Origin of the sequence: Streptomyces sp. CoH27 (genome assembly GCF_020181035.1) — a bacterium.
GTDB classification, from domain to species: domain Bacteria; phylum Actinomycetota; class Actinomycetes; order Streptomycetales; family Streptomycetaceae; genus Streptomyces; species Streptomyces camelliae.
The window spans coordinates 260,539-283,336 of record NZ_JAIQYY010000009.1 but is presented as its reverse complement, the minus strand read 5'-3'; the positions used below and the strand labels follow the sequence as shown (position 1 = coordinate 283,336).

Sequence of the window (22,798 nt, the reverse complement as noted above, 5' to 3'; positions counted from 1 at the left end):
CCACCCCCACCCTCCGGGAGGCACGCAGTGAGACGTCTTCGGGCATGTCTGGGCGCGGCGGCCGCCGTCACGCTCGCCGCCGCCGGCACCACCGCGCTCGTCGCGGGCAACGCCTCGGGCGCGACCACCGCGCTGAGCAACCGCTGGTACGCCGCGGCCCCGTATCTGATGCCGCTGGACAACGACCCGCCGGACCCGTCCGCCATCATGGACGCGACCGGCCTGAAGGCCTTCCAGCTGGCGTTCGTCCTCGCCCCCAACGGCGGTGGCTGCTCGCCCACATGGGGCGGCACCGCCGCCGTCTCCTCGGACACGGCCGTGCAGTCGGTGATCAACACCATCCGCGGCAAGGGCGGCGACGTCTCCGTCTCCATCGGCGGCTACGGCGGCACGAAGCTCGGCCAGGCCTGCGCGGACGCGACTTCCACGGCGGCGGCGTACCAGCAGGTCATCACCAAGTACGGCCTGCACGCGATCGACTTCGACCTGGAGGAGCCGGAGTACGAGAACACCGCGGCCATCAAGAACGAGATCGGCGCCGCGAAGATCCTCCAGCAGAACAACCCTGGCCTGTACGTCTCGGTGACGACGGCCGGCACGGCGGACGGCACGGGCTGGTTCGGCAAGCAGATGCTGCTGGAGGCCAAGTCCCAGGGCTTCACCCCGAACAACTTCTCCATCATGCCGTTCGATGGTGGCTTCAACGGGGCGGCCAGCCAGACCAGCGCGCTGACCAACTTCAACTCGATCCTCCAGTCGACCTTCGGCTGGGACCAGGCGACGGCCTACGCCCACGAGGGCTTCTCCGGCATGAACGGCCGCAGCGACACCGGCGAGTACTTCACCCAGGCCGACTTCCAGACCGTGCTGGACTACGCCACGAGCCACAACATGGACCGCTTCACGTTCTGGTCCCTGAACCGCGACCGGCAGTGCAGCCCGCCGGACAACGGCGGCCGTACGTCGGGCACGTGCTCCAGCGTGACACAGAACGACTGGGACTTCGCCACGTACTCCGTGAAGTTCGCCGGGGTGACCCCGCCGACCCCGACCCCGACCCCGACACCCACTCCCACCTCGTGCAAGACGGCCTGGAGCGCTTCGGCGGTGTACACGGCCGGCAACGAGGTCTCGTACGGGAACCACAACTGGAAGGCCAAGTGGTGGACCCAGAACGAGGTGCCCGGCGCCTCGCAGTGGGGGCCGTGGCAGGACGAGGGCACCTGCTGAACCTCTTGACGCCTTTGGTTCAGACCTTTAGGTTCACGGGTCACCAGCGGCCAAGGATGCGTTCAGCATTCATCATGCTGAACGCATCCGTCGGTTCGACCTCCGATCCGACGAAGGGACCCCCATGACCCGACCCCGGCTCCTCGCGGTGCCGACCACCGCCGGCCTCGCCCTCGCCCTCTGCCTGCTCGGCAGCCCCAGCGCGATCGCCGCCGATCCCCATGTCGCCCCCGGCGGCAACTTCGACCTGTCCGTCTGGGAACTCCAGGAACCCGTCGGCTCCCCCGGCAGCCCGACCACGATCCCGTCCTCCCGGCTCCAGGGCGCGAACGGCTACCAGGACGCGTACTTCTTCACCGACACCCGCGACGGGGCGATGACCTTCTGGGCACCGGAGAAGGGCGTCACCACCCCGAACTCCCGTTATGCCCGCTCCGAGTTGCGCGAGATGAACCGCGACGGCAGCGCCGCCGACTGGGCACTCGCCGGCTCGCACCGGTTGAGCGCGACCCTGCGCGTGGTGTCGGTGACGAAGAACGTGTGCGTGGGCCAGATCCACCTCGGCAGCGGCGGCTCCTCCACCAAGCCACTGCTGGAGCTGTACTACCACGCGAACGGCGACATCGTGCTCGGTACCGAGAACTCGCCGTCCGGCGGGCAGACGTCGCACAGCGTGGGCCACGTGGCGATCGGCAGGACGTGGAGCTACACCATCGCCGTCTCCGGCGGGAACACCGTCGACCTGACCGTGAACGGCACCACCACCCACTACGCCGTCCCGTCGTCCTTCCAGCAGTACAGGCAGTACTTCAAGGCCGGCTCCTACAACCAGTCCTCCTCCGACAGCACCACCGACGGCGCCCGTGTCGCGTTCTACGCCCTGACCGTCACGCACGACTGACACGCGGCCCGACCTGCGCGAGTGGTGCAAACGGCCGTACGGTCGTAGCGTCGACGTGGACGCGGTCGGACACAGCACAACGGTGGGAGCGACCATGCGTGGATCAGCAGTGGGAACGGCGGTGGCCCTGGCGGCAGGAACCCTGCTGACAGCGGCGATGACGACGGCGTCGGCCAGTCCGCCGACCACGGCCACCACCCCTGTCGCAGCCGCGCCGGCACAACCTGTGCTCGTCGACTGCTTCTTCCACCGCACCATCCGCCCGAACGACTTCATCCTGGCCTGCGGCGACGGCAACAGCCGGCTGACCGGACTCCACTGGACCGAGTGGGGTCCGGACGGGGCGAAGGCCGTCGGCGTGAACATGGTCAACGACTGCAAGCCGTACTGCGCGGCCGGCACCTTCCGCTCCTACCCGGTCATCATCCGGCTCAGCGGCGAACAGCCGTGGAAGAAGCATCCGCGCTTCGAGCGGTACACCAACATCAGCCTGACCTACACCGGCGCCCGGCCGGAGGCCTTCGGTCAGGTCGTGACCTACCCGCTCTGGGACTGAGCACCGCACCGGCCGGCACCCGGAAGCCCCGCCCGGGGCGCCGGGCGCTGAGCCGCACGTGCGACGGCGTGCGCCGCGGGCGGAGTCCGGCCGCGGCGCACCGGTGTGTCAGGCGATCTCGACGAGCAGGTCGCCGCCCTCCACCTGCTGGATGCGGTTGATGGCCAGCCGGGAGACCCGGCCCGCCTTCGGCGCGGTGATGGTGGCCTCCATCTTCATCGCCTCGATGGTGGCGATCGTGGCACCGGCGGCGACCTCGTCGCCCTCGGCCACCGCGAGGGTCACCACACCGGCGAACGGCGCCGCCACATGGCCGGGGTTGGCGCGGTCGGCCTTCTCCGTCACCGGCACGTCCGAGGCGGCCGCGCGGTCGCGGACCTGGATCGGGCGCAACTGGCCGTTGAGCGAGGACATCACGGTGCGCATCCCGCGCTCGTCGGCCTCGCCGACCGCCTGGAGCTCGATGAGCAGCCGGACGCCGGGCTCCAGGTCGACGGCGTACTCCTTGGCCGGCCGCAGACCGTAGAAGAAGTCCTTGCTGTCCAGGACGCTGGTGTCGCCGAAGGCCTGGCGGTGGGCGTCGAACTCGCGCGTGGGACCGGGGAACAGCAGCCGGTTGAGCGTGGCCCGGGTGTCCTTGGCGAGACCCTCACGGTCGTCGGCGGACAGTTCGGGAGCGGGCCTGGGCGCGCCGCGGCCCCGCAGCGCCTTGGTGCGGAACGGCTCGGGCCAGCCGCCGGGCGGGGTGCCCAGCTCACCGCGCAGGAAGCCGATCACCGAGTCGGGGATGTCGAACCTGTCGGGGGTCTCCTCGAAGGCCGCCGGGGAGACACCGGCACCGACCAGGTGCAGGGCGAGGTCGCCGACCACCTTGGAGGACGGGGTGACCTTGACCAGACGGCCCAGGATGCGGTCGGCGGCGGCGTACATGGCCTCGATGTCCTCGAAGCGGTCGCCGAGGCCGAGGGCGACGGCCTGGGTGCGCAGGTTGGACAGCTGGCCGCCGGGGATCTCGTGGTGGTAGACGCGGCCGGTCGGGGAGGCGAGGCCCGCCTCGAACGGGGCGTAGATCCTGCGGACGCCCTCCCAGTACGGCTCCAGGTCGCCGACGGCCTGGAGGTCGAGCCCGGTCGGACGGTCGGAGTGGTCCGTGGCGGCGACCAGCGCCGACAGCGACGGCTGCGAGGTCGTACCGGCCATCGAGGCGACCGCGCCGTCCACGGCGTCGGCGCCCGCCTGGATCGCGGCGAGGTAGGTGGCGAGCTGGCCGCCCGCCGTGTCGTGCGTGTGCAGATGCACGGGCAGGTCGAACTCGCGGCGCAGCGCGGAGACCAGCTTGGCGGCGGCCGGGGCGCGCAGCAGTCCGGCCATGTCCTTGACCGCGAGGACATGCGCACCCGCCGCCACGATCTGCTCGGCCAGGCGCAGGTAGTAGTCGAGGGTGTAGAGCCGCTCGGACGGGTCGTTGAGGTCGGCGGTGTAGCAGAGGGCGACCTCGGCGACCGCGGTGCCGGTCTCGCGTACGGCGTCGATGGCGGGGCGCATCTGGCGGACGTCGTTGAGGGCGTCGAAGATGCGGAAGATGTCGATGCCGGTGGCGGCGGCCTCCTGCACGAAGGCGTCGGTCACCTCGGTCGGATACGGGGTGTAACCGACGGTGTTACGGCCGCGCAGCAGCATCTGGAGGCAGATGTTGGGCACGGCCTCGCGCAGGGCGGCCAGGCGCTCCCAGGGATCCTCGGCGAGGAAGCGCAGCGCCACGTCGTACGTCGCGCCGCCCCAGCACTCCAGGGACAGCAGCTGCGGCAGGGTGCGGGCGACGACCGGGGCGACCGCGAGGAGGTCCTTGGTACGCACACGGGTGGCGAGCAGCGACTGGTGGGCGTCACGGAACGTGGTGTCGGTGACACCGAGGGTCGGTGACTCGCGCAGCTGCCGGGCGAAGCCCTCGGGGCCGAGGCCGACCAGGAGCTGACGGGAGCCGGCCGGGGGCTCGCCGGCCGGGAGCGGGGGCAGCTTGGTGACCGGGTCGAGCACGTCCGGGCGTTCGCCGTGCGGCTTGTTGACCGTCACGTCGGCGAGGTAGGTGAGCAGCTTGGTGCCGCGGTCGGCGGAGGAGCGGGCGGTGAGCAGGTGCGGGCGCTGCTCGATGAAGGAGGTGGTGACCCGGCCCGCCTGGAAGTCCGGGTCGTCGAGGACGGCCTGGAGGAAGGGGATGTTGGTGGCCACGCCGCGGATGCGGAACTCGGCCACGGCACGCCGGGCGCGTCCGACGGCGGCCTTGAAGTCGCGGCCCCGGCAGGTGAGCTTGACCAGCATCGAGTCGAAGTGTGCGCTGATCTCCGTACCGGCGTGGGTGGTGCCGCCGTCGAGCCGGATGCCGGAGCCGCCCGGGGAGCGGTAGGCGCTGATCCGGCCGGTGTCCGGGCGGAAGCCGTTGGCGGGGTCCTCGGTGGTGATACGGCACTGGAGGGCGGCGCCGCGCAGGGTGATGGTGTCCTGGGCGAGGCCGAGGTCGGCCAGGGTCTCGCCGGCGGCGATGCGCAGCTGGGCCTGGACCAGGTCCACGTCCGTGACTTCCTCGGTCACGGTGTGCTCGACCTGGATGCGCGGGTTCATCTCGATGAAGACGTGGTTGCCGTCGGGGTCGAGGAGGAACTCCACGGTGCCCGCGTTGCGGTAGCCGATCTCGCGGGCGAAGCGCACCGCGTCGTCGCAGATCCGCGCCCGCACCTCCGGGTCGAGGTTGGGCGCGGGCGCCAGCTCGATGACCTTCTGGTGGCGGCGCTGGAGGGAGCAGTCGCGCTCGTACAGGTGGATGACGTTGCCCTCGCCGTCGGCGAGGATCTGCACCTCGATGTGGCGCGGGTCCACGACGGCCTTCTCCAGGAAGACGGTCGGGTCGCCGAAGGCGGAGGCGGCCTCGCGGGAGGCGGCCTCGATGGACTCGCGCAGCTGGGCGGGGCCCTCGACCCGGCGCATACCGCGCCCGCCGCCGCCCGCGACCGCCTTGACGAAGACCGGGAAGCCGATCTCCTCGGCGGCGCGGACGAGTTCGTCGACGTCGGTGGAGGGCTGCGAGGAGCCGAGCACGGGGACGCCGGCCGCGCGGGCGGCGGCGACGGCGCGGGCCTTGTTGCCGGTCAGCTCCAGGGTCGCCGCGCTGGGGCCGACGAAGGTGATGCCCGCCTCCTCGCAGGCGCGGGCCAGCTCGGGGTTCTCGGACAGGAAGCCGTAGCCGGGGTAGACCGCGTCGGCGCCCGCGCGGCGGGCGGCGCTCACGATCTCCTCGACGGAGAGATAGGCCCGCACCGGGTGTCCCGGCTCCCCGATCTCGTACGCCTCGTCGGCCTTCAGCCGGTGCAGCGAGTTGCGGTCCTCGTGCGGAAACACGGCGACGGTACGCGCCCCGAGCTCGTAGCCCGCCCGGAACGCGCGGATCGCGATCTCACCACGGTTGGCGACCAGCACCTTGCGGAACATCCTGGATTCCCTTCAGCTGCCTGCCGGCGACGAACACCACGGTGTCTGCCACGCCTGCCGTATCTCGCGGCAACCATAGGGGTTCCCCCTGATATCGACGTGCGAAAACCGTCACACCGCCGAGGTGGCCCACGCCACAGCGAGCGCCACGGCCGCCGCCCCGGCCGGGCTCCGCGCAGGCGCCGGCCGGTCAGCGTTCCGCGGAGGTCATCGCCGCGTCCCCGCGCCGGTCGGCCCGAGCGGGGGCGGGCACGGTCCGCGACGGTGAGGGGGCGGGTGCGGGTGCCGGTGCCGTCCGGTCCGGCGCGGGCACCCGGTGGCGGGTGGGCAGCAGGGACCGCAGGAGCGCGCGCAGCCGCTCGCGGCGGCCGTGCAACAGGCCGAGGACGATCGCCGAGCCCACCGCGATCAGATGCTCGCGGCCGGCCAGGTTGGGAATGGCTATGGACTCCCACACCATGGAACCGCCGGTCAGGGTGAACACCACGGGGGCGCGCTTGATCACCGAGAGATAGGTGAACAGGCCGACGACGGCCGCCGAGGGTCCGGTGTCCAGCACATGTGCGGCCTCGGGCGGCAGCCCCAGGCCGCCCCAGCCGGGGCCCATCGCGATCATCACACGGGCGGTGAGCGTTCCGGCCAGCGTGGTGATGTAGGAGACCGCCAGCGTCCGGGCCCGGCCGAGGGTCAGTTCGGCCCAGGCGAAGGCGAGGAACAGCTGGGTGATGCCGGCCCACACCGGCAGGTCGAGCGCCGGGACGTACAGCGACACGGGTGTGCGCAGTAACGACAGCCACAGCGGCAGGTCGGCCTTGACGCCGCCGAGCCGGGTCACCCAGAGCCGGCCGAGGGGGTGCTGGGCGATGCCCTGGAAGAAGACGACGCCGAACGCGGCGACGAACGCCAGCAGCAGTCCCGACAGTCCGCGGCGCGCGAGCCGCTGGACCGGCTCGACGACGATCGCGTGCCATTCGCCGCGCAGTGTCCGCCCGGTGAACCGGGCGAGCCGCGCGAGCAGCGAGCGGCAGGCCTCGATGCGCCCCTCAGTCGTCATGAGGCACGGCAGCCCATCGCCTTCGACTCCCCCGTCATGCACACCGCCCCCTTCGCCACGGTCCCGGCATTCCCGCCGAGCGAGGCGCTTTCCCGACATCTGTCCTTTTCAGACGCCATCGTATAGATGTGCTTTTCTCCCCCGGTCGACCTACCCCCTGCGTGCGGGTCACGCCGCGCATGCCCGGTCCCTCCCCCGGTGTGGGCCTCTGTGGTGGTGAGGCCCGGTCGGTGACAGTTCAGCGACCCGAGCGGCGGGCGTCAAGATCCATGGCCGATGCACGGGTGTATGAAAAGACCCACAGGTCCGGGGCGCGGAAATCCGCGCACGGGAGGCAACCTGCGCCCCCGTGATTCCGTCCCCCCGTTCAAGACTTCTGTACGGCTCACCGGGCGTGCTCCGCCCGCCGCGGGGGCGTGAAGTGCCCCGAGTCATCCGGTTCGCGCTCAACGCACGGATATGACAGCCCACTTCATGGAACGAATGCGGAACCTTCCTTTTTCGATCACGAACTCTCGTATAGTGACCGCCAGTTCACCACTGAGTGTCACGTCACACCACCCGACCGTTCCCTCCAGCCCCCCACCGCCCGTCTCTGCCGCGAGGACCAGACCGGACCGATGACCCCGCCCACGCATCCCGGCGACCGACCCTCTCTCCGCATCTTCCTCACCGCCCTCGCCGTGACCGGCGCCCTGACGGCGCTCGTGGTCTGCGCGGCCGTGGCGGCGGCGCCGGGCTCGGTGCGTACCCCGCTGGCCTGGGGCGCGGGCGTGGCGGCGGTCGTGCTCAGCACGGCGGTCGCCACCGCCGTACACGCCCGGCGCAGCGCGCGCGGTCTGCGGCACCGGCTGGACGCCGTGACCCGGGACCTCGGGCGGCTCCTTCAGCAGCAGGCCCGTACGACCGACGAGGCCCGTCAGGAGCAGCAGCACCTCATCGACGAACTCGCCCGGCAGCGCACCGAGTTCACGGAGTCCTTCGCGGCCGAGCGGGCGCAGCTGGAGCAGGCGAGCGAGCAGGAGACGGACCGGCTGCGGCGGGAGAACGCCCGGCTCACCGGTGAGCTGGAGCGGGCCCGGCGTGAGCGGGCCGCGGCGGTCTCCGCGACCTCCAACGCCGCCGGCCGGATGCAGGCGCTCGCCACCGCCACGCTCGCCGACCTGCGCGCGATGGAGGACCGGCACTCCGACGAGGACGTCCTCGCCGACCTGCTCCGGCTCGACCACCGCACCGCACAGGCGGGCCGGCTCGCCGACTCCATCGCCGTGCTGACCGGGGCGCGTTCGGGGCGGCGGTGGGCGCGGCCGATCGGGATGGAGTCGATCCTGCGCGGTGCGATGGGGCGGATCGCCGGATATCAGCGGGTACGGGTGCACTCGGTCAGCGAGGCCGCCGTGGCCGGGCACGCCGCCGAGGGCGTGATGCACGCGCTGGCCGAACTCCTCGACAACGCCGCGAACTTCTCGCCGCCGAGCGCCGAGGTGCACGTCTACGTGGAGGAGGTGCCGGCCGGGGTCATCGTGTCCGTGGAGGACAGCGGCCTGGTGATGGGCGATGTCCAGCTGCGCCGCGCCGAGCGGGCGGTCTCCGGTGACGTCTCCGAGCTGGGTGGTCTGACCGGCACCCGGCTGGGCCTCGCCGTGGTGGGCCGGCTCGCCGCCAAGCACGGGCTGAAGGTGTCGTTCCGGCCGTCCGCGCGGGGCGGCACGGGTGTCCTGATGCGCATCCCCCAGGACATCCTCACCACCCCCACCCCGGCTGAACCCCCGGCCGCGACACCGCCGGCGCAGTCCCCCACGCCGGCCGAGGCTCCGTCCGCCGCGCCCGCCGCGGAAGCCACCCCGGTCCACGAGCCCGCCGCCCCGGCCCCGGAGGAGGGCCCGGCCGGCCTGCCCAAGCGCCGCCGCGGCCGCACCCTCGCCGAGGCCGAACGCTCCCGCTCGGGCCCCCGCACCGGCGGGACCCCGACGACCGGCCCCGACCCGGCCAAGACCCGCGCGGCCCGCTTCAGCAGCTTCCGCCAGGCGGTCCGCCCGACGGCCCAGGACAACACGGCCACCGCGCCGACACCGCCTGCCGAACGCACGGCATCTGCCGGCCGGACCGCCCGATCGGAAGCCCGCTCCGCCCACAGCCTCGCACCGGACACCGACCGGACCGCCGCCGCGCCGGACATCGAGCGGCACACGGCCGCTCCGGCCCTGCCGGACGCCGAGCGGCACACCGGCGCACCCGGCGTCCCGGCGGACACGGCTGTCTCCGGCGGCCGGACCGGCCGTACCCCGCAGGACGCCGTCCAGGAGGGCTCCTCCGGCACCCTTTCGCCGACCGCTCCCGCGCAGGCCGTACACCCCGCCGACCACCCCCGGCAGCACACCGCACCGGACGGCCGAGCCGGCCTCTTCCCGGCCACCCCCGCAGTGGTCGACGTATCCACCGCGCCCGCCGGCCACACCCCTGAGGGCGGCCCCCGCGACGGCCACGCGGCCGATGCCCCACAGGGCACGCTCCGGGACGGAGACGCGGCCGGAACCCCGCAGGGTGCCGCGCCCGCCGGTCCGGCCGCCGTGTCCGGCTCCGCCCACGCCCACGCACCGGAGAGCCGGCCCGATGACTCCACCACGGACACCCGTCCCGGTGGCTTCGCGCCGGACGGCGTATCGGGCGGCCGGGGCGGCGTTCCGCGCGGCACCGCCGGTGAGCACCCCTCCTCCACCCCCTCCCACCCGTATGCGCACCCGGAAGGCGACACCACTTCATGACCGGCCCGAGCACCGCCGACGACAAGCTCACCTGGCTCCTGGAGGGCCTGCTGGAGAGGACCCCGGGGACGCGGCACGCGCTCGTGCTCTCGCGGGACGGGCTGAAGCTGTGCCGCAGCCCTGAGCTGAGCGCCGACCAGGCCGACCAGCTCGCCGCGATCGCCGCCGGGATCCAGTCGCTGTCGCACGGGGCGTCGGTGGAGTTCGGTGACGGCAGCGGAGGCGTGCGCTCGGCGATGACCGAGTTCTACGGCGGCGTGCTGTTCATCGTGGAGGCCGGCGCCGGCGCCCATCTGGCCGTCGTCACAGGGGAGGAGGCCGATGCCGGGGTCGTCGGGCACAACATGACCGAGTTCGTGGAGCAGCTCGGCGAGCACCTGACCGCGCTGCCCCGTACCTCATGAGCGGTCCGGGGATGAACCGGCCGGGGCGCGATGATGCTCCCGACCGGCTGTACACCATCACCCAGGGGCGCAGCCGGACCGACCCCGACAGCCCCTTCGACCTCGTCACCCTCGTCGTCGCCGAGTCGAAGCCGGTCACCGGCATGCAGTCGGAGCACGTGGCGATCCTGCGGATGACCGAGTTCCCCGCCTCGGTGGCGGAGATCGCCGCCGAGCTGAAGCTGCCCGTGAGCATCACCAAGGTGCTGCTGTGCGATCTGCTGGCGGCGGGCCGCGTCAGCGCCCGGCATCCGCACAGACGGGCCATCACCGACCCCGACATCCTGGAGCAGGTGCTCGTTGGACTCCGCAACCTCTGACGCCCGCACCCCGTTGGGTGCCTCCGCCGACCACGGTTTCAAGATCGTGGTCGTGGGCGGCTTCGGCGTCGGCAAGACCACCCTGGTCCGCTCGGTCAGCGAGATCCGTCCCCTCAGCACCGAGGAGACGATGACCCAGGCGGGCGAGGCCGTGGACGACATCCGCCAGGTGCGCGGGAAGTCCGCCACCACGGTCGCCTTCGACTTCGGGCGGATCACCCTCGACACCCGCAATGTGCTGTACCTGTTCGGCGCGCCGGGGCAGGAGCGGTTCTGGTTCCTGTGGGACCGGCTGTTCTCCGGCACGCTCGGCGCGGTCGTCCTCGTCGACACCCGCCGCATCGACGACTCCTGGTACGCCATCGACCGCCTGGAGCACCACGGCACGCCGTTCATCGTGGCGTGCAACGACTTCGGTGGTCCCGTCCGCGCCGGCGAGGACGTCCGCGAGGCCCTCGACCTCGACCCGCACGTACCGCTGATCGACTGCGACGCCCGCTCCCGCGCCTCCGGCAAGCAGACCCTGATCACTCTGGTGCAGCACGTGAAGAACCGGTACGCCGACCCGTCCGCCCGGGCGGGCCTGCCCCGACAGGAGTTCGTGTGACCACCCCCGACGCCGTCCCGCTCGGCGGCCCCCGGTTCCAGACCGAACCCGCCCGCCTGTACCGGGAGATGCGGCGCGACCACGGCGCCGTCGTCCCGGTGCTGCTCGACGGCGACGTACCGGCCTGGCTGGTGCTGGGCTATCGCGAACTGCATCAAGTGACCGGCGATCCGGTGCTGTTCAGCCGGGACTCCGACCTGTGGAACCAGTGGGAGCACATTCCGGCCGACTGGCCGCTGCTGCCGATGATCGGCCGCAAGCAGCCGTCGATCCTCTACACCGTCGGCGAACGGCACCGGCAGCGCGCCGGGATGATCAGCGACGCGCTGGAGGCGGCGGACCCCTTCGAACTGCGGCGGCACGCCGAGCGGTTCGCGGACGAGCTGGTCGACGCGCTGTGCACGGCGGGCGAGGCCGACCTGGTCGCCCAGTACGCGATGCTGCTGCCCGTGCGCGTCCTCGCCCGGCTCTACGGCTTCCCGGACGAGGACGGTCCAGGGCTGGTCACGGCCCTGAACGACATGATCGACGGCCGCGAACGGGCCCTGGCCGGGCAGGCCCATCTGGCCACGTCCATGGGGCAGCTGATCGCCGACCGGAAGAAGGACCCGGCGCACGACGTGGTGACCCGGATGCTGGCCGACGGCAGCGGCTTCAGCGACGAGGAGATCACCCAGGACCTGATGGTGATGATGGCGGCCGGGCACCAGCCGACCGCCGACTGGATCGGCAACTCGCTGCGGCTGATGCTCACCGACGACCGGTTCGCCGCCTCGCTGTTCGGCGGTCGGCACAGCGTCGCCGAGGCGATGAACGAGGTGCTGTGGGAGGACACGCCCACCCAGAACGTGGCCGGCCGCTGGGCCGCCCGCGACACCCACCTCGGCGGCCGCCGCATCCAGGCCGGCGATCTGCTGCTGCTCGGGCTGCAGGGCGCCAACTCCGATCCCCAGGTGCGCACCGACGCCTCTGCGCTGACCGGCGGCAACAACGCGCACTTCTCCTTCGGCCACGGCGAGCACCGCTGTCCGTTCCCCGCGCAGGAGATCGCCGAGGTGATCGCGCGGACCGGCATCGAGGTCGTTCTGGACCGGCTGCCGGACATCGACCTGGCGGTGCCGGCCGAGTCCCTCACCCGCCGGCCCTCGCCCTGGCTCCGTGGACTGACCGAACTGCCGGTCCGGTTCACCCCGGTGCCGGCCCTCTTATCCCGCCCGTAGCCGCACGCCCGTCCCCTGCCACCCCCCTGCCCTGGAGGCACGTCACGATGACGACCGGTACCGAAGCATCGCGGATCGCCCTGGACCCCTTCGTCACCGACCTGGACGCCGAGAGCGCGGCGCTGCGCGCGGCCGGCCCGCTCGCCGCCGTCGAACTGCCGGGCGGCGTCCCGGTGTGGGCCGTCACGCATCATGCCGAGGCCAAGGCGCTGCTCACCGACCCGCGCCTGGTGAAGGACATCAACGTGTGGGGCGCCTGGCAGCGCGGCGAGATCCCCGCCGACTGGCCGCTGATCGGGCTCGCCAACCCGGGCCGCTCCATGCTCACTGTGGACGGCGCCGACCACCGCCGGCTGCGCTCGCTGGTGGCACAGGCGCTCACCCCGCGCCGGGTGGAGAAGATGCGCGAGCGCATCGAGAAGCTCACCCAGGACCTGCTGGACGCGCTGCCCGGGGACGGGGAGGTCGTCGACCTCAAGACGGCCTTCGCCTACCCGCTGCCCATGTATGTCGTCGCCGACCTCATGGGCCTGGAGGAGGCGCGGCTGCCCCGGCTGAAGGTGCTGTTCGAGAAGTTCTTCTCCACGCAGACCCCGCCCGAGGAGGTCATCGCCACGCTGACCGAGCTGGCGCAGATCATGGCCGAGGCGGTGGCGGCCAAGCGGGCCGCGCCCGGTGACGATCTGACCAGCGCCCTGATCCTCGCCTCCGAGGACGGCGACCACCTCACCGACGAGGAGATCGTCTCCACGCTCCAGCTGATGGTCGCGGCCGGCCACGAGACGACGATCTCCCTGATCGTGAACGCCGTCGTCAACCTCTCCACCCACCCGGAACAGCGCGCCCTGGTGCTGTCGGGCGCGGCCGACTGGTCCGCGGTGATCGAGGAGACTCTGCGCTGGTCCACCCCCACCTCGCACGTCCTGATCCGCTTCGCGACCGAGGACGTGCCGGTCGGCGACACGGTGATACCGGCCGGGGACGCCCTGATCGTGTCGTACGGCGCGATCGGCCGCGACGAGCGGGCGCACGGCCCGAGCGCCGGGGAGTTCGACATCACCCGGGAGTCGGAGAACCGGCACATCTCTTTCGGTCACGGCCCGCACGTCTGCCCGGGTGCCGCCCTGTCACGGCTGGAGGCGGGTGTGGCACTGCCCGCGCTCTACGCCCGCTTCCCCGGCCTGGACCTGGCGGTGCCGGCGGCCGAGCTGCGCAACAAGCCGGTGGTCACCCAGAACGACCTGTTCGAGCTGCCGGTGCGGCTGGATTCCTAGCCGGGCGCGGAGCGTTGCTTGACTTGGAGAGCGCTCCAACTCGTAGCGTCGCAGACGTACGGCACACGTGCGGGCTCCGCCCGCGTGCCGTACGGAGCGACCATCGAATATGCGGGAAAGGCTGGGACACCACATGCAGAAGCGCAGTCTGCGGGACCTCCAGGTATCGGCCATCGGCCTCGGATGCATGGGCATGTCCGCCTTCTACGGCACCGCCGACCAGGACGAGGGCATCGCGACCATCCGGCACGCCCTGGAGCTGGGCATCACCTTCCTCGACACCGCGCAGGTCTACGGCCCGCTCACCAACGAGTCGCTGGTCGGCGAGGCGATCCGGGGGCACCGCGACGAGTACGTCATCGCAACGAAGTTCAACTACCGGATGGACGACGCCGTACCGGGCGACATGAGCACCGTCGGCCGCCAGGACGGTTCCGCCGAGCATGTCCGGGAGTCGGTCCACGGCTCGCTGAAGCGGCTGGGCACCGATCACATCGACCTGTACTACCAGCACCGGGTCGACCCGAACGTGCCGATCGAGGAGACGGTCGGCGCGCTGGCCGAGCTGGTCGAGCAGGGCAAGGTGCGGCACATCGGGCTGAGCGAAGCGAGCGCGGAGACCATCCGGCGGGCCAACGCCGTGCACCCGATCACCGCCGTGCAGAGCGAGTACTCGCTGTGGACGCGGGACGTGGAGGCCGAGGTGCTGCCCGCCTGCCGGGACCTGGGCATCGGCTTCGTGCCGTACTCCCCGCTCGGCCGGGGCTTCCTCGCGGGCCGATTCACCTCGCCGGACGAGCTGGACGCGAACGACTTCCGGCGCAACAACCCGCGTTTCCAGGACGGCAACCTGGACGCGAACCTGCGTCTCGCGGCGAAGGTCAAGGAGATCGCGGCCGAGAAGGGCGTGACCCCGGCCCAGCTGGCCATCGCCTGGGTGCTGGCCCAGGGCGAGGACCTGGTGCCGATCCCGGGCACCAAGCGGCGCACCTACCTGGAGCAGAACGCCGGGGCGGTCGGCATCGAGCTGACCAAGGAGGACCTGGCCCGGATCGACGCCGAGCTGCCGCCGGTGTCGGGCGAGCGGTACGACGAGGCCGGGATGCGGGCGGTCAATCGCTGAACGCGCACCCCTGTGGGACCCTGCGCTCCCGCACCGCCTCTTCCGGTGCCGGAGATCCCCGGACAGGCTGACGTGCGGCCCGTCCGGCGGGGGAGCACGCTGTAGGAATGGGACCCCGGCTCGGGACCGGGGGTGTGCGGCAGCCGTTCCAGTCCTCGCACGCGCTGCTGCTGCTCCCGGTTCTGCTCATCGTGGTGATCACGGTGGTGGACGTGCGCGCACCCACCAGCGTGCACCTCGGCCCGGCGCTGGTGATCGCGCCCGCCCTGACCCCGTCCTTCGCCGGGCCCCGGACCACGGCGGCCATCGGAGCGATGGCCCTGGCCGCCCAGGTCATCATCGGCATCACGCACGGCGGGATCGCCACCACGAATCACGTCGTGCAGCTCATCACCCTCGCGGTGCTGTCGGTCCTGGTGGTGATCTACAGCGCCCTGCGCGAGCGCCGGGTGGCCACGCTGGCCCAGGTCCGTACGGTCGCCGAGGCCGCGCAGCACGTGCTGATGTGGCCGCTGCCCGAGCAGATCGGCCCGCTGCGGATCGCCTCGCTGTATCTCGCCGCCGAGGACGAGGCGCAGATCGGCGGCGACCTGTACGCGGTGACCCAGTACGAGGGCGGGATACGGGTCATGATCGGCGATGTGCGCGGCAAGGGCCTGTCGGCCATCGGCGAGGCCGCCCTGCTGCTCGGTGCGTTCCGGGAGAGCGCGCACCGGCGCATCCAGCTCGCCGAGCTGGCCACCCGGCTGGAGCAGAGTGTCACCCACTACATGGCGGACCTGGAGCCGCAGGAGGAGGCGGGCGAACGGTTCGCCACCGCGCTGCTGGTGGAGATACCGGACCGGGATCCGGTCACCCGTATGACCAGCTGCGGTCATCCGCCGCCCCTGCTGCTGAGCCCCGGCCACGCGGTCACGGTCCCGAGCCTGCACCCGTCACCGCCGCTCGGGGTGCACGGCGGCGCCGAGCACACGTTGGACGTGTTCTCCTTCGAGCCGGGCGACACCCTGCTGCTCTACACCGACGGCGTGGTGGAGGCCAGGGACGCCCGGGGCCGGTTCTATCCGCTCACCGACCGGGTCGTGAGCTGGACGGAGGACAGTCCCGAGGCGCTGATGCACCATCTGCGGCGCGATCTGCTCACCCATGCCGGTGGCCGGCTGGACGACGACGCCGCACTCATCGCGCTGCACCGCCACTCGGTCGACCGGCGCCGGCACCACGGCCGGGGCGGCGGCTAGGGCCGGTCCGGCGGATCGGGTCGGAGGAAATGCGCGGCTCCGTCCGGCCGGCCCGAGCGGGGACTGGTGCGTGCAGCTGCACGGCGGAGGAGGCCGTGACATCAGCCGCTGCCGCGGCGGGCGACGCGCTGGGGGTCCCCCGCGATGGGGGTCCCCCGCGCGAGCCCCGTTCGAGCCTGAGGGAGTCGGCGACCGGCGACAACGCCGCAGATGTGCGTGCCGGCCCCCGCGTCTCCGGCAGGATCCGCCGGACAGGCCCCAGGTCCTCCGGCTCGGGTGGCCGGGGAATCGCTCAAGGGCGTGGGCCCCGCTCCGAGTGGGGCGGGGCGGGGCCGCACGCCCCGGCTCAGCGGACCGGTACGGCGTCCGGGTTCAGCGGACCGGCTTGAGGTCGGTGATCTTCAGGGTCTTCAGGTCCGACTGGACGTCGATCCGGCTGACCTCCGGGTGCTTGCCGTCGCTCCAGGTGAGCGTGACCCGGCTGGTGGCGCGGCCCGCGCCGGAACCGGTGTACGTCACTTTCCACTTCACCGGGACGTTCTGCGCGAAGAGGATGCCGTCGGCGTGCTCCTTCTTCTCGAAGGCGGCGACCTTCTTCTGCGCGGCGGCGGTGAGGTAGAAGCCGCGCAGGGCCTTGGCGGCGGGCCCGGCGGACGTGTCGCCGGTGGCCCAGACGGCGTCGATGTAGGCACCGTAGAAGTCGGCCACGTGCTGGGTGGCGTTGCGCGGGTCGCCCTCGGCGGAGGACACGGCGGCGGCACGGGTGGTGTGGCTCGCGCCGGTCCCGGCGAGGGCGGGTGTCACGGCGGCCAGGGTGAGACCGCCGGTGAGGGCCACGGCGGTGAGCAGGATCTTACGGCTGTGCGTGCGACTGCTGACGGACATACGTCTCATTCCCCCGGTTACGGAACGACCAGGCCGATCCCGGCCGTCGGCGGACCTTAAGACCGCATTTCCCTCGCGTCGGTTCCGATTCCCGAGCCCCTCTTTTCCTCCCCCGCGGGCCGCCCGGCGCCCGGTCCCTCGACGAGCCGGGCGAGGTTGTCCAGGGCCATCCGGGTGCCCAGTTCGTTGTCCGCGCGGGGGATGTCGTCGGGGATGCCCTCGTGCAGGATCTCCACGTCCGTGCCGCCGCCGGCCGGGGTGAGCGTCGTCGTCATGGTCATGGTGCCGCGCACGGCGTCGTCGTCGGTCTCGAAGGCGAACACCTCCACGACCAGCTCGCCGGGCACGAGCCGGGCGAAGTGGCCGCGGTAGGTGTCGGTGCAGCCGCCGGACTTGCCCGGGGCGGAGTCGTCGTCGTAGGTGAGGGACACCCGGAAGGCGCCGCCCTCCCTGGCGTCGAAGTGGTGGACGCGGGCGGTCATCCCGTCCGGGACCCGCCAGGCCGCGATCGCGACCGGGTCGGTCAGCGCCCGGTAGACGACGTGCGGGGGCGCCTGCACACGCCGGGAGACTCGGGTGGCGTACATGGGCTCACGCTACCGGCCCCGGCCTCCCGACCGGTCACGGCTCACCGGCGACCACCCCGCCGCCGACGGCCCTGCTGGCGAACGTCCCCCATCCCCACGGCAGTTCACCTCTCCCGGTAGATTCACCAGTACCGTGTGACATCCACCCCCCTTCCCGGAGAGCCGACGTGACAGACACCGGATTCAGCCCGGAGCGGATAGACACCGGAAAGCCGCACTCCGCCCGGATGTACGACTGGTACCTCGACGGCAAGGACCACTACCCCGTCGACGCGGAGGCCGCGGAGGCGGTGCTGAGGCTGTTCCCCGACGTCAAGGACAGCGCCTGGGCCAACCGCGAGTTCATGCAACGGGCCGCCCGCTTCGTCGCCCGCCAGGGCGTGGACCAGTTCCTGGACGTGGGCACGGGGATCCCCACCGAGCCGAATCTGCACCAGGTCGTGCAGGAGGTGACCCCGAGCGCGCGGGTGGTGTACGCGGACAACGACCCGATCGTGCTGCGGCACGCCGAGGCCCTGCTCCGGGGCACACCCGAGGGCCGTACGGCCTATCTCCACGCCGACGTCCGCGAGCCGGAGCAGATCGTGGAGTACGCCCGCGAGCATCTCGACCTCACCCGGCCCGTCGGCCTGTCGCTGATCGCGCTGCTGCCGTTCGTGACGGACGAGCAGGACCCCTACGGCATCGTCCGGACCCTGCTGGACCCGCTGCCGTCGGGCAGCTTTCTGACGCTGTCCCACGGCGGCACGGAGCTGTTCGACCCGGAGGTGTGGGAGCGCATCGACGCCGTGTACCGCGCCGGGGGCACCGCGGTGCGGTTGCGCTCGCACGCCGGCGTGGTCCGGTTCTTCGACGGCCTGGAGCTGTGTGAGCCGGGAGTCGTCCAGGCCACCCACTGGCGCCCGGAGCCGGACATGCGGGTCCGCACGGACCAGCCGGTGTACGTGGGGGTGGCCCGCAAGCCCTGACCGCCCGCCGCGCCGCGCCGTCCCCGAGGACCTGTGCTGCGGAATGTCCGCCCCGTAGGGAGTCCCGATGGCCGACGTGCCGTCCAGCCCCGAGGAACTGACGCTCCGGCCCCTCGGCTTCGCGTACCTGGCCGCCGTCCGCGACCTCGGTCACCGGGTGTACGACACCGACGCCATGCCCTGCACCGGCTGGGCGCTGTCGGCGGTCGCCGGGCATCCGGACGCCCCGGACCCGGCCCGTCCGGTGATGCTCGCCGGCGACCGGGTGGCCGGGTTCGTGCTCGGGTCGCCGTCGTTCGAGCAGCGGGCCGACCGGGGTTGTCCGGAGTGGATCGCCGTCGACCCCGACTGACAAGGGCGCGGGATCGCCTCGCGCCTGGTGCGGGAGTGCTGTGCGCGGCCGGCGGCGGCCGGGGCGGTGTCCGTGGTCACGGACGTGGAGCGGGGCAACACCGCCTCCGCCGGGCTGATACGCCGTAACGGGTGCGTGGAGGAGGCGACCGTCAGCCTGTTCGTCCGGCCGCTCACCGAGGGCTCCGGCAGGGCCGAGCTCCGAGGCCAGGAGGCGCTGCCGGGCCTGTACGGCGGCGTCGACGGGTTGTCGGAGGGGCTGAACAACCCGCTGCCCGCCCCCGCTTGTGCACGCCCTCCACCTTCTCGGAGGAGGGCATGCGCATCGTCCGCGAGTTCCGCGCCTTCTCCGGCCTGCTCCACCACAACGTGCCGCAGGGCAAGGGCTCTTACGACGTCACCCCCGGTCGGAGCGCGGCAGCCGCCCGGGCGGTCACGGCACGCTGAGTGGGCTGCTGTCCGGGCGCCTCCCGGCCCTCACGCGCCGGGCATCAGTCCCGCCGCGACCGTGGCCCCCAGCTCCCAGCACGCCTGGATGTCGGCCTTGCCGGGCTCGCCGGTGACGGTCACCGGCTCGGCCGCGCCGCGCCAGCCGAGGCCCGTGGTGACGGCCTCGATGGCGCGGACGGCGCCGGTGACGTCGTTGCCGCCGTGGACGTAGTAGCCGAAGGGGCGGCCCCTGGTCTCGTCCAGGCAGGGGTAGTAGATCTGGTCGAAGAAGTGCTTGAGCGCGCCGGACATGTATCCGAGGTTCGCCGGTGTGCCGAGCACATAGCCGTCGGCTTCCAGGACGTCGCAGACGGTGGCGGCGAGGGCCGCGCGCCGCAGGACACGGACGCCCTCGATCTCCGGTGTCGTCGCGCCGGAGACGACGGCCTCGAACAGCGCCTGGCAGTTGGGCGACGGCGTGTGATGGACGATCAGCAAGGTAGGCACACCCGCACCCTGCCATGAAGCCGCGCTCGCATGCCACATGCGTACGGCGCCGTCGCTGCCCTCGGTTACAGTTGCGCCCTTGTCCAGGAGGGGAGAAGAACGGTGCAGGTCGGGGTGGGGTCCGTGGCAGGCCGTGTGGTCGTGGCGCTGACGCTGGCGGCGGTGCTCGGCGGGTGCGCGGGGTCGGGGGACGGCGACGGGAAGGCGGGGGCGAGCGCGTCGGCCGGCGCCGGCGCACGGGGTGCGAAGGGCACGGGGGGTGTGCCGAGCGGGGGCACGATCGGCGCGAGCGGGTCGGACTGCGAACTGCCTGTCACTTTCGACATCGCTGCGTCCTGGCAGGCCAAGGGCATCGACGCCGAGACCGAGCGGTCGAAGGCGTCGCAGAAGCCCGGCGGCGATCTGAGCGGAGCACTCGCCGACCGCTTCCTGCGCCAGGGGCCGGTCACCGCCGCCTGCGAGATCGACGCCAAGCCGGCCGGTCACATCGGGTTCCTGCGCGTGTGGACCGGGAAGGGCCCACACGCCGACGCGGGCACGGTGCTCCGGCAGTTCGTCACCGCGGAGGACAACACCAGCAAAGCGACGTACCGCTCCGTCCGGACCGGCGGCGGCCTGTCCGGCGTCGAGGTGGACTACCTCTACACCAGCAAGCTCCTGGACGAGACCAAGAAGGAGACCGCCCTCGCGGTGAGCACGCCCGACGGGCCGGTCGTCCTGCACCTCGGCGGGATGGACACCGAGGAGCACGAGGGAATGCGGCCCGCATACGAACTCGCCAAGCGGACGCTCAAGTTGGCCTGACGCCCCGCGTCATTCCGCGGTCGTGGAGCGCCCCAGGTACGTGAGGGGACCGGCGCCCTCGACCGCGATCTCGTGGAAACCGAGCCGGTCGTAGAAGGCGCGGGCGGCGGTATTGACGGTGACCATGCCGAGATGGACGGCCGCGACCCCCTGTCCGCGCAGAGCCCCGAGGCGGAAGTCTTCGACGAAACGCCCGGTGTCCGCCGTACCGACGATGTAGCCCACAGCCCGGCCCGTGCCGTCGTCCAGGACGAAGGCGAGGTCCGGGTCGAAGTGACCGTACGGCTCGGCGAACAGCGCCGGCATCAGGCGCAGGTCCGGGTAGACAGCTCGGCTTTCCAGGACGGGGAACTCGGGCGGGCGGAGTGAGGGTGGTCAGTAGGGCAGGCGCCGGGCGCGGAGATACATGATCAGGCCGGACAGAGCGAGCAGCGTGCCGAGGGCGGCGGGCCAGAGGTGGACGCCGCTCAGCACCGATCCGTCCCGCGCTGCGGTGAGTCGGGGTTGGGCGAGGGCGGGCGGAACGGTCGGGGACACCGGCGGCGCCACCTCTGTGCGGGCCGGTGGGGTCGACGTGCCGGCCCGCGGCAGCTCGCCCGCGGCAACCGTCGTACCCGCGCCGGGAGTTGCCGTCGGCGTGGGTGTCGTACCGGAGGCGCCACCTCTGGAGCCGCAGGCACGGCCGGAGTTGATGCAGTCGACCATCTCGCGCATGAGGTTGTCGTCGAAGACGTCGATGAAGTCGCCGTGGTCGGTGACGGGCTTGTGGAGTTGCTCGGGGAAGGAGTCGATCGCGAAGAGCGGGACGGTACGGCCGCCGTCCGTCAGGCTCGGGGCCGAGACGTCGTAGACGATGCGCTGCACCAGTTGCGGGATGGCACGGAATCCCGGCGGGCAGGAGCCGTCGGGGGCGGTGAACGCCACATGGGTACGGTGGTTGGCGCTGTCGGTGTTACGGCCGTCCCAGCAGCTCTGGAACCGGAAGGTGCGCACGACGTCGCTGCCCGGCGGGCACAGCGGGTACTTGTCCGTCAGCTGCCGGTCCTCGTAACCGGTGCAGCTCCAGGACGCGTTGGCGTTGCCGGGACCATTGACGAAGGCCTTGGCGTCGCCGGTGACGATGCGCAGGAAGCGCGGCATGGCGGTGACCTTGCCGCGCGGGTTGCCCACGAAGGTCAGCGTGACCTGCTTGGGTGTGACGATCCGGCCCGCGTTGCCCTCCGTGCCGCCGCCGGGGGACCGGGCGTCGCGCTCCTGTGTGCCGTTCTGCAGGCGCAGCACGGGCCAGTAGTACGAGGACTTGTCCCCTCGATCCGTGCAGCTCGTGCCCGCCTTCGCCAGGTCGTCGTCGCTCGCGAAGGCGTTGGTGCCCTGGTTGCCGACGTAGTCGTGGACGTGGTGGGCGCCGTTGGAGACGCCGGGCGCGACGATGACATTGTCGGAGTTGAACAGGCCGCCCGCGTCGACACCGCAGTCGGAGGTGAACGTGCCGCGCGAGGCGTCCGCTTGCTGGGGCGGGTTCGGCAGGCGGGGTTCCACGGAGGTGATGTTCGCGTAGTCGGAGACGACGGGTCCGTTGCCGGCCTGACCGGCGCCGCTCGGGTGCTGCGTGTGGCTCTGGCTCTGGCTCGGGTTCTGGCCTTGACTCTGGCTCTGGCCGGTGGTGTCCGCGCCGGGTCCGTCGCCCCGCCCTTCGGTCGCCGAGGCGTAGACGTTCGCCACGTTCGCCGCGACGAGTCCGGCGCCGCTCAGCATCAGGGCGACCGCCGCGAAGGTCGCGCGTCGTGCGCCGGTCCGGCGTCTGCGGGTGGTGCGTGCCAAGGTCGTGGTCCTCTGTCTGTTCGCCGGTCCGGGCATGGAGCTCCCCCGCCTTATACGAGGGACGGCGGCGCCGTGTTCAACAGGATCGCGAATTCACGTGGATCTCACAGGAAAACGCGATTCCCGCCTCTTCCCTCTCGAACGTCACCGCGAACATCACAATTACGTATCGGACATTCCACGCTCCGACCTTCACACGAGGTACACACTTTGGCTAGGTTGACGCGAG

At 72.1% G+C, this 22,798-nt stretch carries 20 protein-coding genes and 2 pseudogenes; 15 read left to right on the top strand and 7 right to left on the bottom strand.

Features of this window, described 5'->3' with window-relative positions; all coding sequences use genetic code 11:
* Window positions 1–27: 27 nt before the first annotated feature.
* From LE548_RS17060 to LE548_RS17050, 3 genes are all read left to right on the top strand, one after another.
* The gene (locus tag LE548_RS17060; RefSeq protein WP_225097702.1) at window positions 28–1,230 is read left to right on the top strand and encodes a chitinase; all 1,203 of its coding nucleotides are present in this window, start codon (window positions 28–30) and stop codon (window positions 1,228–1,230) included.
* 124 nt (window positions 1,231–1,354) lie between these two features.
* Window positions 1,355–2,131, top strand: a complete 777-nt coding sequence (locus tag LE548_RS17055) for a polysaccharide lyase family 7 protein (protein WP_225097701.1) — start codon at window positions 1,355–1,357, stop codon at window positions 2,129–2,131.
* A 94-nt stretch (window positions 2,132–2,225) separates the two neighbouring features.
* Window positions 2,226–2,687 (top strand): hypothetical protein, encoded by a 462-nt coding sequence (locus LE548_RS17050; protein ID WP_225097700.1) that lies wholly within the window; start codon window positions 2,226–2,228, stop codon window positions 2,685–2,687.
* Window positions 2,688–2,795: 108 nt separating this feature from the next.
* Here LE548_RS17050 and LE548_RS17045 read toward each other — a convergent pair whose 3' ends face one another.
* Together LE548_RS17045 and LE548_RS17040 are read right to left on the bottom strand one after the other, a co-directional pair.
* Complete coding sequence (locus tag LE548_RS17045) at window positions 2,796–6,170, bottom strand: pyruvate carboxylase (protein WP_225097699.1); 3,375 nt, start codon at window positions 6,168–6,170, stop codon at window positions 2,796–2,798.
* Window positions 6,171–6,360: 190 nt separating this feature from the next.
* On the bottom strand, window positions 6,361–7,224 hold the full coding sequence (locus LE548_RS17040) for a hypothetical protein (RefSeq protein WP_225097698.1): 864 nt from the start codon (window positions 7,222–7,224) through the stop codon (window positions 6,361–6,363).
* Window positions 7,225–7,844: 620 nt separating this feature from the next.
* Between LE548_RS17040 and LE548_RS17035 the strand changes: the two genes are divergently transcribed.
* The 8 genes from LE548_RS17035 to LE548_RS17000 all read left to right on the top strand — a co-directional run bounded on the left by LE548_RS17035 (window position 7,845) and on the right by LE548_RS17000 (window position 16,217).
* Window positions 7,845–9,989, top strand: a complete 2,145-nt coding sequence (locus LE548_RS17035) for an ATP-binding protein (RefSeq protein ID WP_225097697.1) — start codon at window positions 7,845–7,847, stop codon at window positions 9,987–9,989.
* Complete coding sequence (locus LE548_RS17030; RefSeq protein WP_225097696.1) at window positions 9,986–10,393, top strand: roadblock/LC7 domain-containing protein; 408 nt, start codon at window positions 9,986–9,988, stop codon at window positions 10,391–10,393. Before LE548_RS17035 ends, LE548_RS17030 begins: the two co-directional genes overlap by 4 nt.
* Window positions 10,394–10,404: 11 nt before the next feature.
* Window positions 10,405–10,752 (top strand): DUF742 domain-containing protein, encoded by a 348-nt coding sequence (locus LE548_RS17025; RefSeq protein ID WP_225097787.1) that lies wholly within the window; start codon window positions 10,405–10,407, stop codon window positions 10,750–10,752.
* Window positions 10,733–11,359, top strand: a complete 627-nt coding sequence (locus LE548_RS17020) for an ATP/GTP-binding protein (protein WP_225097695.1) — start codon at window positions 10,733–10,735, stop codon at window positions 11,357–11,359. Before LE548_RS17025 ends, LE548_RS17020 begins: the two co-directional genes overlap by 20 nt.
* Entirely contained in the window at window positions 11,356–12,579 is a 1,224-nt protein-coding gene (locus LE548_RS17015; protein ID WP_225097694.1) for a cytochrome P450, read from the top strand. The genes LE548_RS17020 and LE548_RS17015 overlap by 4 nt, the downstream gene beginning before the upstream one ends.
* A 47-nt stretch (window positions 12,580–12,626) precedes the next feature.
* The gene (locus tag LE548_RS17010; RefSeq protein WP_225097693.1) at window positions 12,627–13,853 is read left to right on the top strand and encodes a cytochrome P450; all 1,227 of its coding nucleotides are present in this window, start codon (window positions 12,627–12,629) and stop codon (window positions 13,851–13,853) included.
* Between the two features lie 133 nt (window positions 13,854–13,986).
* Complete coding sequence (locus LE548_RS17005; protein ID WP_225097692.1) at window positions 13,987–14,976, top strand: aldo/keto reductase; 990 nt, start codon at window positions 13,987–13,989, stop codon at window positions 14,974–14,976.
* A gap of 107 nt (window positions 14,977–15,083) precedes the next feature.
* A complete protein-coding gene (locus LE548_RS17000; protein ID WP_225097691.1) occupies window positions 15,084–16,217 on the top strand; it encodes a PP2C family protein-serine/threonine phosphatase in 1,134 nt (377 codons plus the stop codon).
* 372 nt (window positions 16,218–16,589) lie between these two features.
* Here the strand turns inward: LE548_RS17000 and LE548_RS16995 are convergent, their stop codons facing one another.
* Entirely contained in the window at window positions 16,590–17,102 is a 513-nt protein-coding gene (locus LE548_RS16995) for a hypothetical protein (RefSeq protein ID WP_225097690.1), read from the bottom strand.
* Between the two features lie 56 nt (window positions 17,103–17,158).
* Window positions 17,159–17,689, bottom strand: a complete 531-nt coding sequence (locus tag LE548_RS16990) for an SRPBCC domain-containing protein (RefSeq protein WP_225097689.1) — start codon at window positions 17,687–17,689, stop codon at window positions 17,159–17,161.
* Window positions 17,690–17,856: 167 nt separating this feature from the next.
* Between LE548_RS16990 and LE548_RS16985 the strand changes: the two genes are divergently transcribed.
* From LE548_RS16985 to LE548_RS45475, 3 genes are all read left to right on the top strand, one after another.
* Window positions 17,857–18,657: an SAM-dependent methyltransferase gene (locus tag LE548_RS16985; protein ID WP_225097688.1), complete on the top strand. Its 801-nt coding sequence runs from the start codon at window positions 17,857–17,859 to the stop codon at window positions 18,655–18,657.
* 67 nt (window positions 18,658–18,724) lie between these two features.
* Window positions 18,725–19,009 (top strand): hypothetical protein, encoded by a 285-nt coding sequence (locus tag LE548_RS16980; RefSeq protein WP_225097687.1) that lies wholly within the window; start codon window positions 18,725–18,727, stop codon window positions 19,007–19,009.
* A gap of 317 nt (window positions 19,010–19,326) precedes the next feature.
* Window positions 19,327–19,455 carry a hypothetical protein gene (locus LE548_RS45475; protein WP_263636180.1) on the top strand — a complete coding sequence of 43 codons (129 nt, stop codon included), beginning with the start codon at window positions 19,327–19,329 and terminating at the stop codon, window positions 19,453–19,455.
* Between the two features lie 30 nt (window positions 19,456–19,485).
* On the opposite strand, the gene LE548_RS16975 is transcribed toward LE548_RS45475, so the two are convergent.
* Window positions 19,486–19,944, bottom strand: coding sequence for an NAD(P)H-dependent oxidoreductase (locus tag LE548_RS16975; protein WP_225097686.1), 459 nt, complete (start codon window positions 19,942–19,944; stop codon window positions 19,486–19,488).
* A gap of 102 nt (window positions 19,945–20,046) precedes the next feature.
* On the opposite strand from LE548_RS16975, the gene LE548_RS16970 reads away from it, so the two are divergent.
* On the top strand, window positions 20,047–20,748 hold the full coding sequence (locus tag LE548_RS16970) for a lipoprotein (RefSeq protein ID WP_225097685.1): 702 nt from the start codon (window positions 20,047–20,049) through the stop codon (window positions 20,746–20,748).
* Between the two features lie 9 nt (window positions 20,749–20,757).
* Here the strand turns inward: LE548_RS16970 and LE548_RS16965 are convergent.
* Window positions 20,758–21,087: pseudogene (locus LE548_RS16965) on the bottom strand (GNAT family N-acetyltransferase); the annotation flags it as partial.
* A 36-nt stretch (window positions 21,088–21,123) separates the two neighbouring features.
* Window positions 21,124–22,344: pseudogene (locus LE548_RS16960) on the bottom strand (DUF1996 domain-containing protein); the annotation flags it as partial.
* Window positions 22,345–22,798 lie beyond the last annotated feature (454 nt).

Bases quoted from the DNA above. Each gene is read 5' to 3' on its own strand.
- LE548_RS17030 (WP_225097696.1), top strand. From the start codon at position 9,986: ATGACCGGCCCGAGCACCGCCGACGACAAGCTCACCTGGCTCCTGGAG.
- LE548_RS17025 (WP_225097787.1), top strand. From the start codon at position 10,405: ATGAACCGGCCGGGGCGCGATGATGCTCCCGACCGGCTGTACACCATC.
- LE548_RS16990 (WP_225097689.1), bottom strand. From the start codon at position 17,689: ATGTACGCCACCCGAGTCTCCCGGCGTGTGCAGGCGCCCCCGCACGTC.
- LE548_RS17000 (WP_225097691.1), top strand. From the start codon at position 15,084: ATGGGACCCCGGCTCGGGACCGGGGGTGTGCGGCAGCCGTTCCAGTCC.
- LE548_RS45475 (WP_263636180.1), top strand. From the start codon at position 19,327: ATGCGCATCGTCCGCGAGTTCCGCGCCTTCTCCGGCCTGCTCCACCAC.
- LE548_RS17045 (WP_225097699.1), bottom strand. From the start codon at position 6,170: ATGTTCCGCAAGGTGCTGGTCGCCAACCGTGGTGAGATCGCGATCCGC.
- LE548_RS17055 (WP_225097701.1), top strand. From the start codon at position 1,355: ATGACCCGACCCCGGCTCCTCGCGGTGCCGACCACCGCCGGCCTCGCC.
- LE548_RS17035 (WP_225097697.1), top strand. From the start codon at position 7,845: ATGACCCCGCCCACGCATCCCGGCGACCGACCCTCTCTCCGCATCTTC.
- LE548_RS17005 (WP_225097692.1), top strand. From the start codon at position 13,987: ATGCAGAAGCGCAGTCTGCGGGACCTCCAGGTATCGGCCATCGGCCTC.
- LE548_RS16980 (WP_225097687.1), top strand. From the start codon at position 18,725: ATGGCCGACGTGCCGTCCAGCCCCGAGGAACTGACGCTCCGGCCCCTC.
- LE548_RS17010 (WP_225097693.1), top strand. From the start codon at position 12,627: ATGACGACCGGTACCGAAGCATCGCGGATCGCCCTGGACCCCTTCGTC.
- LE548_RS16995 (WP_225097690.1), bottom strand. From the start codon at position 17,102: ATGTCCGTCAGCAGTCGCACGCACAGCCGTAAGATCCTGCTCACCGCC.
- LE548_RS17040 (WP_225097698.1), bottom strand. From the start codon at position 7,224: ATGACGACTGAGGGGCGCATCGAGGCCTGCCGCTCGCTGCTCGCGCGG.
- LE548_RS17050 (WP_225097700.1), top strand. From the start codon at position 2,226: ATGCGTGGATCAGCAGTGGGAACGGCGGTGGCCCTGGCGGCAGGAACC.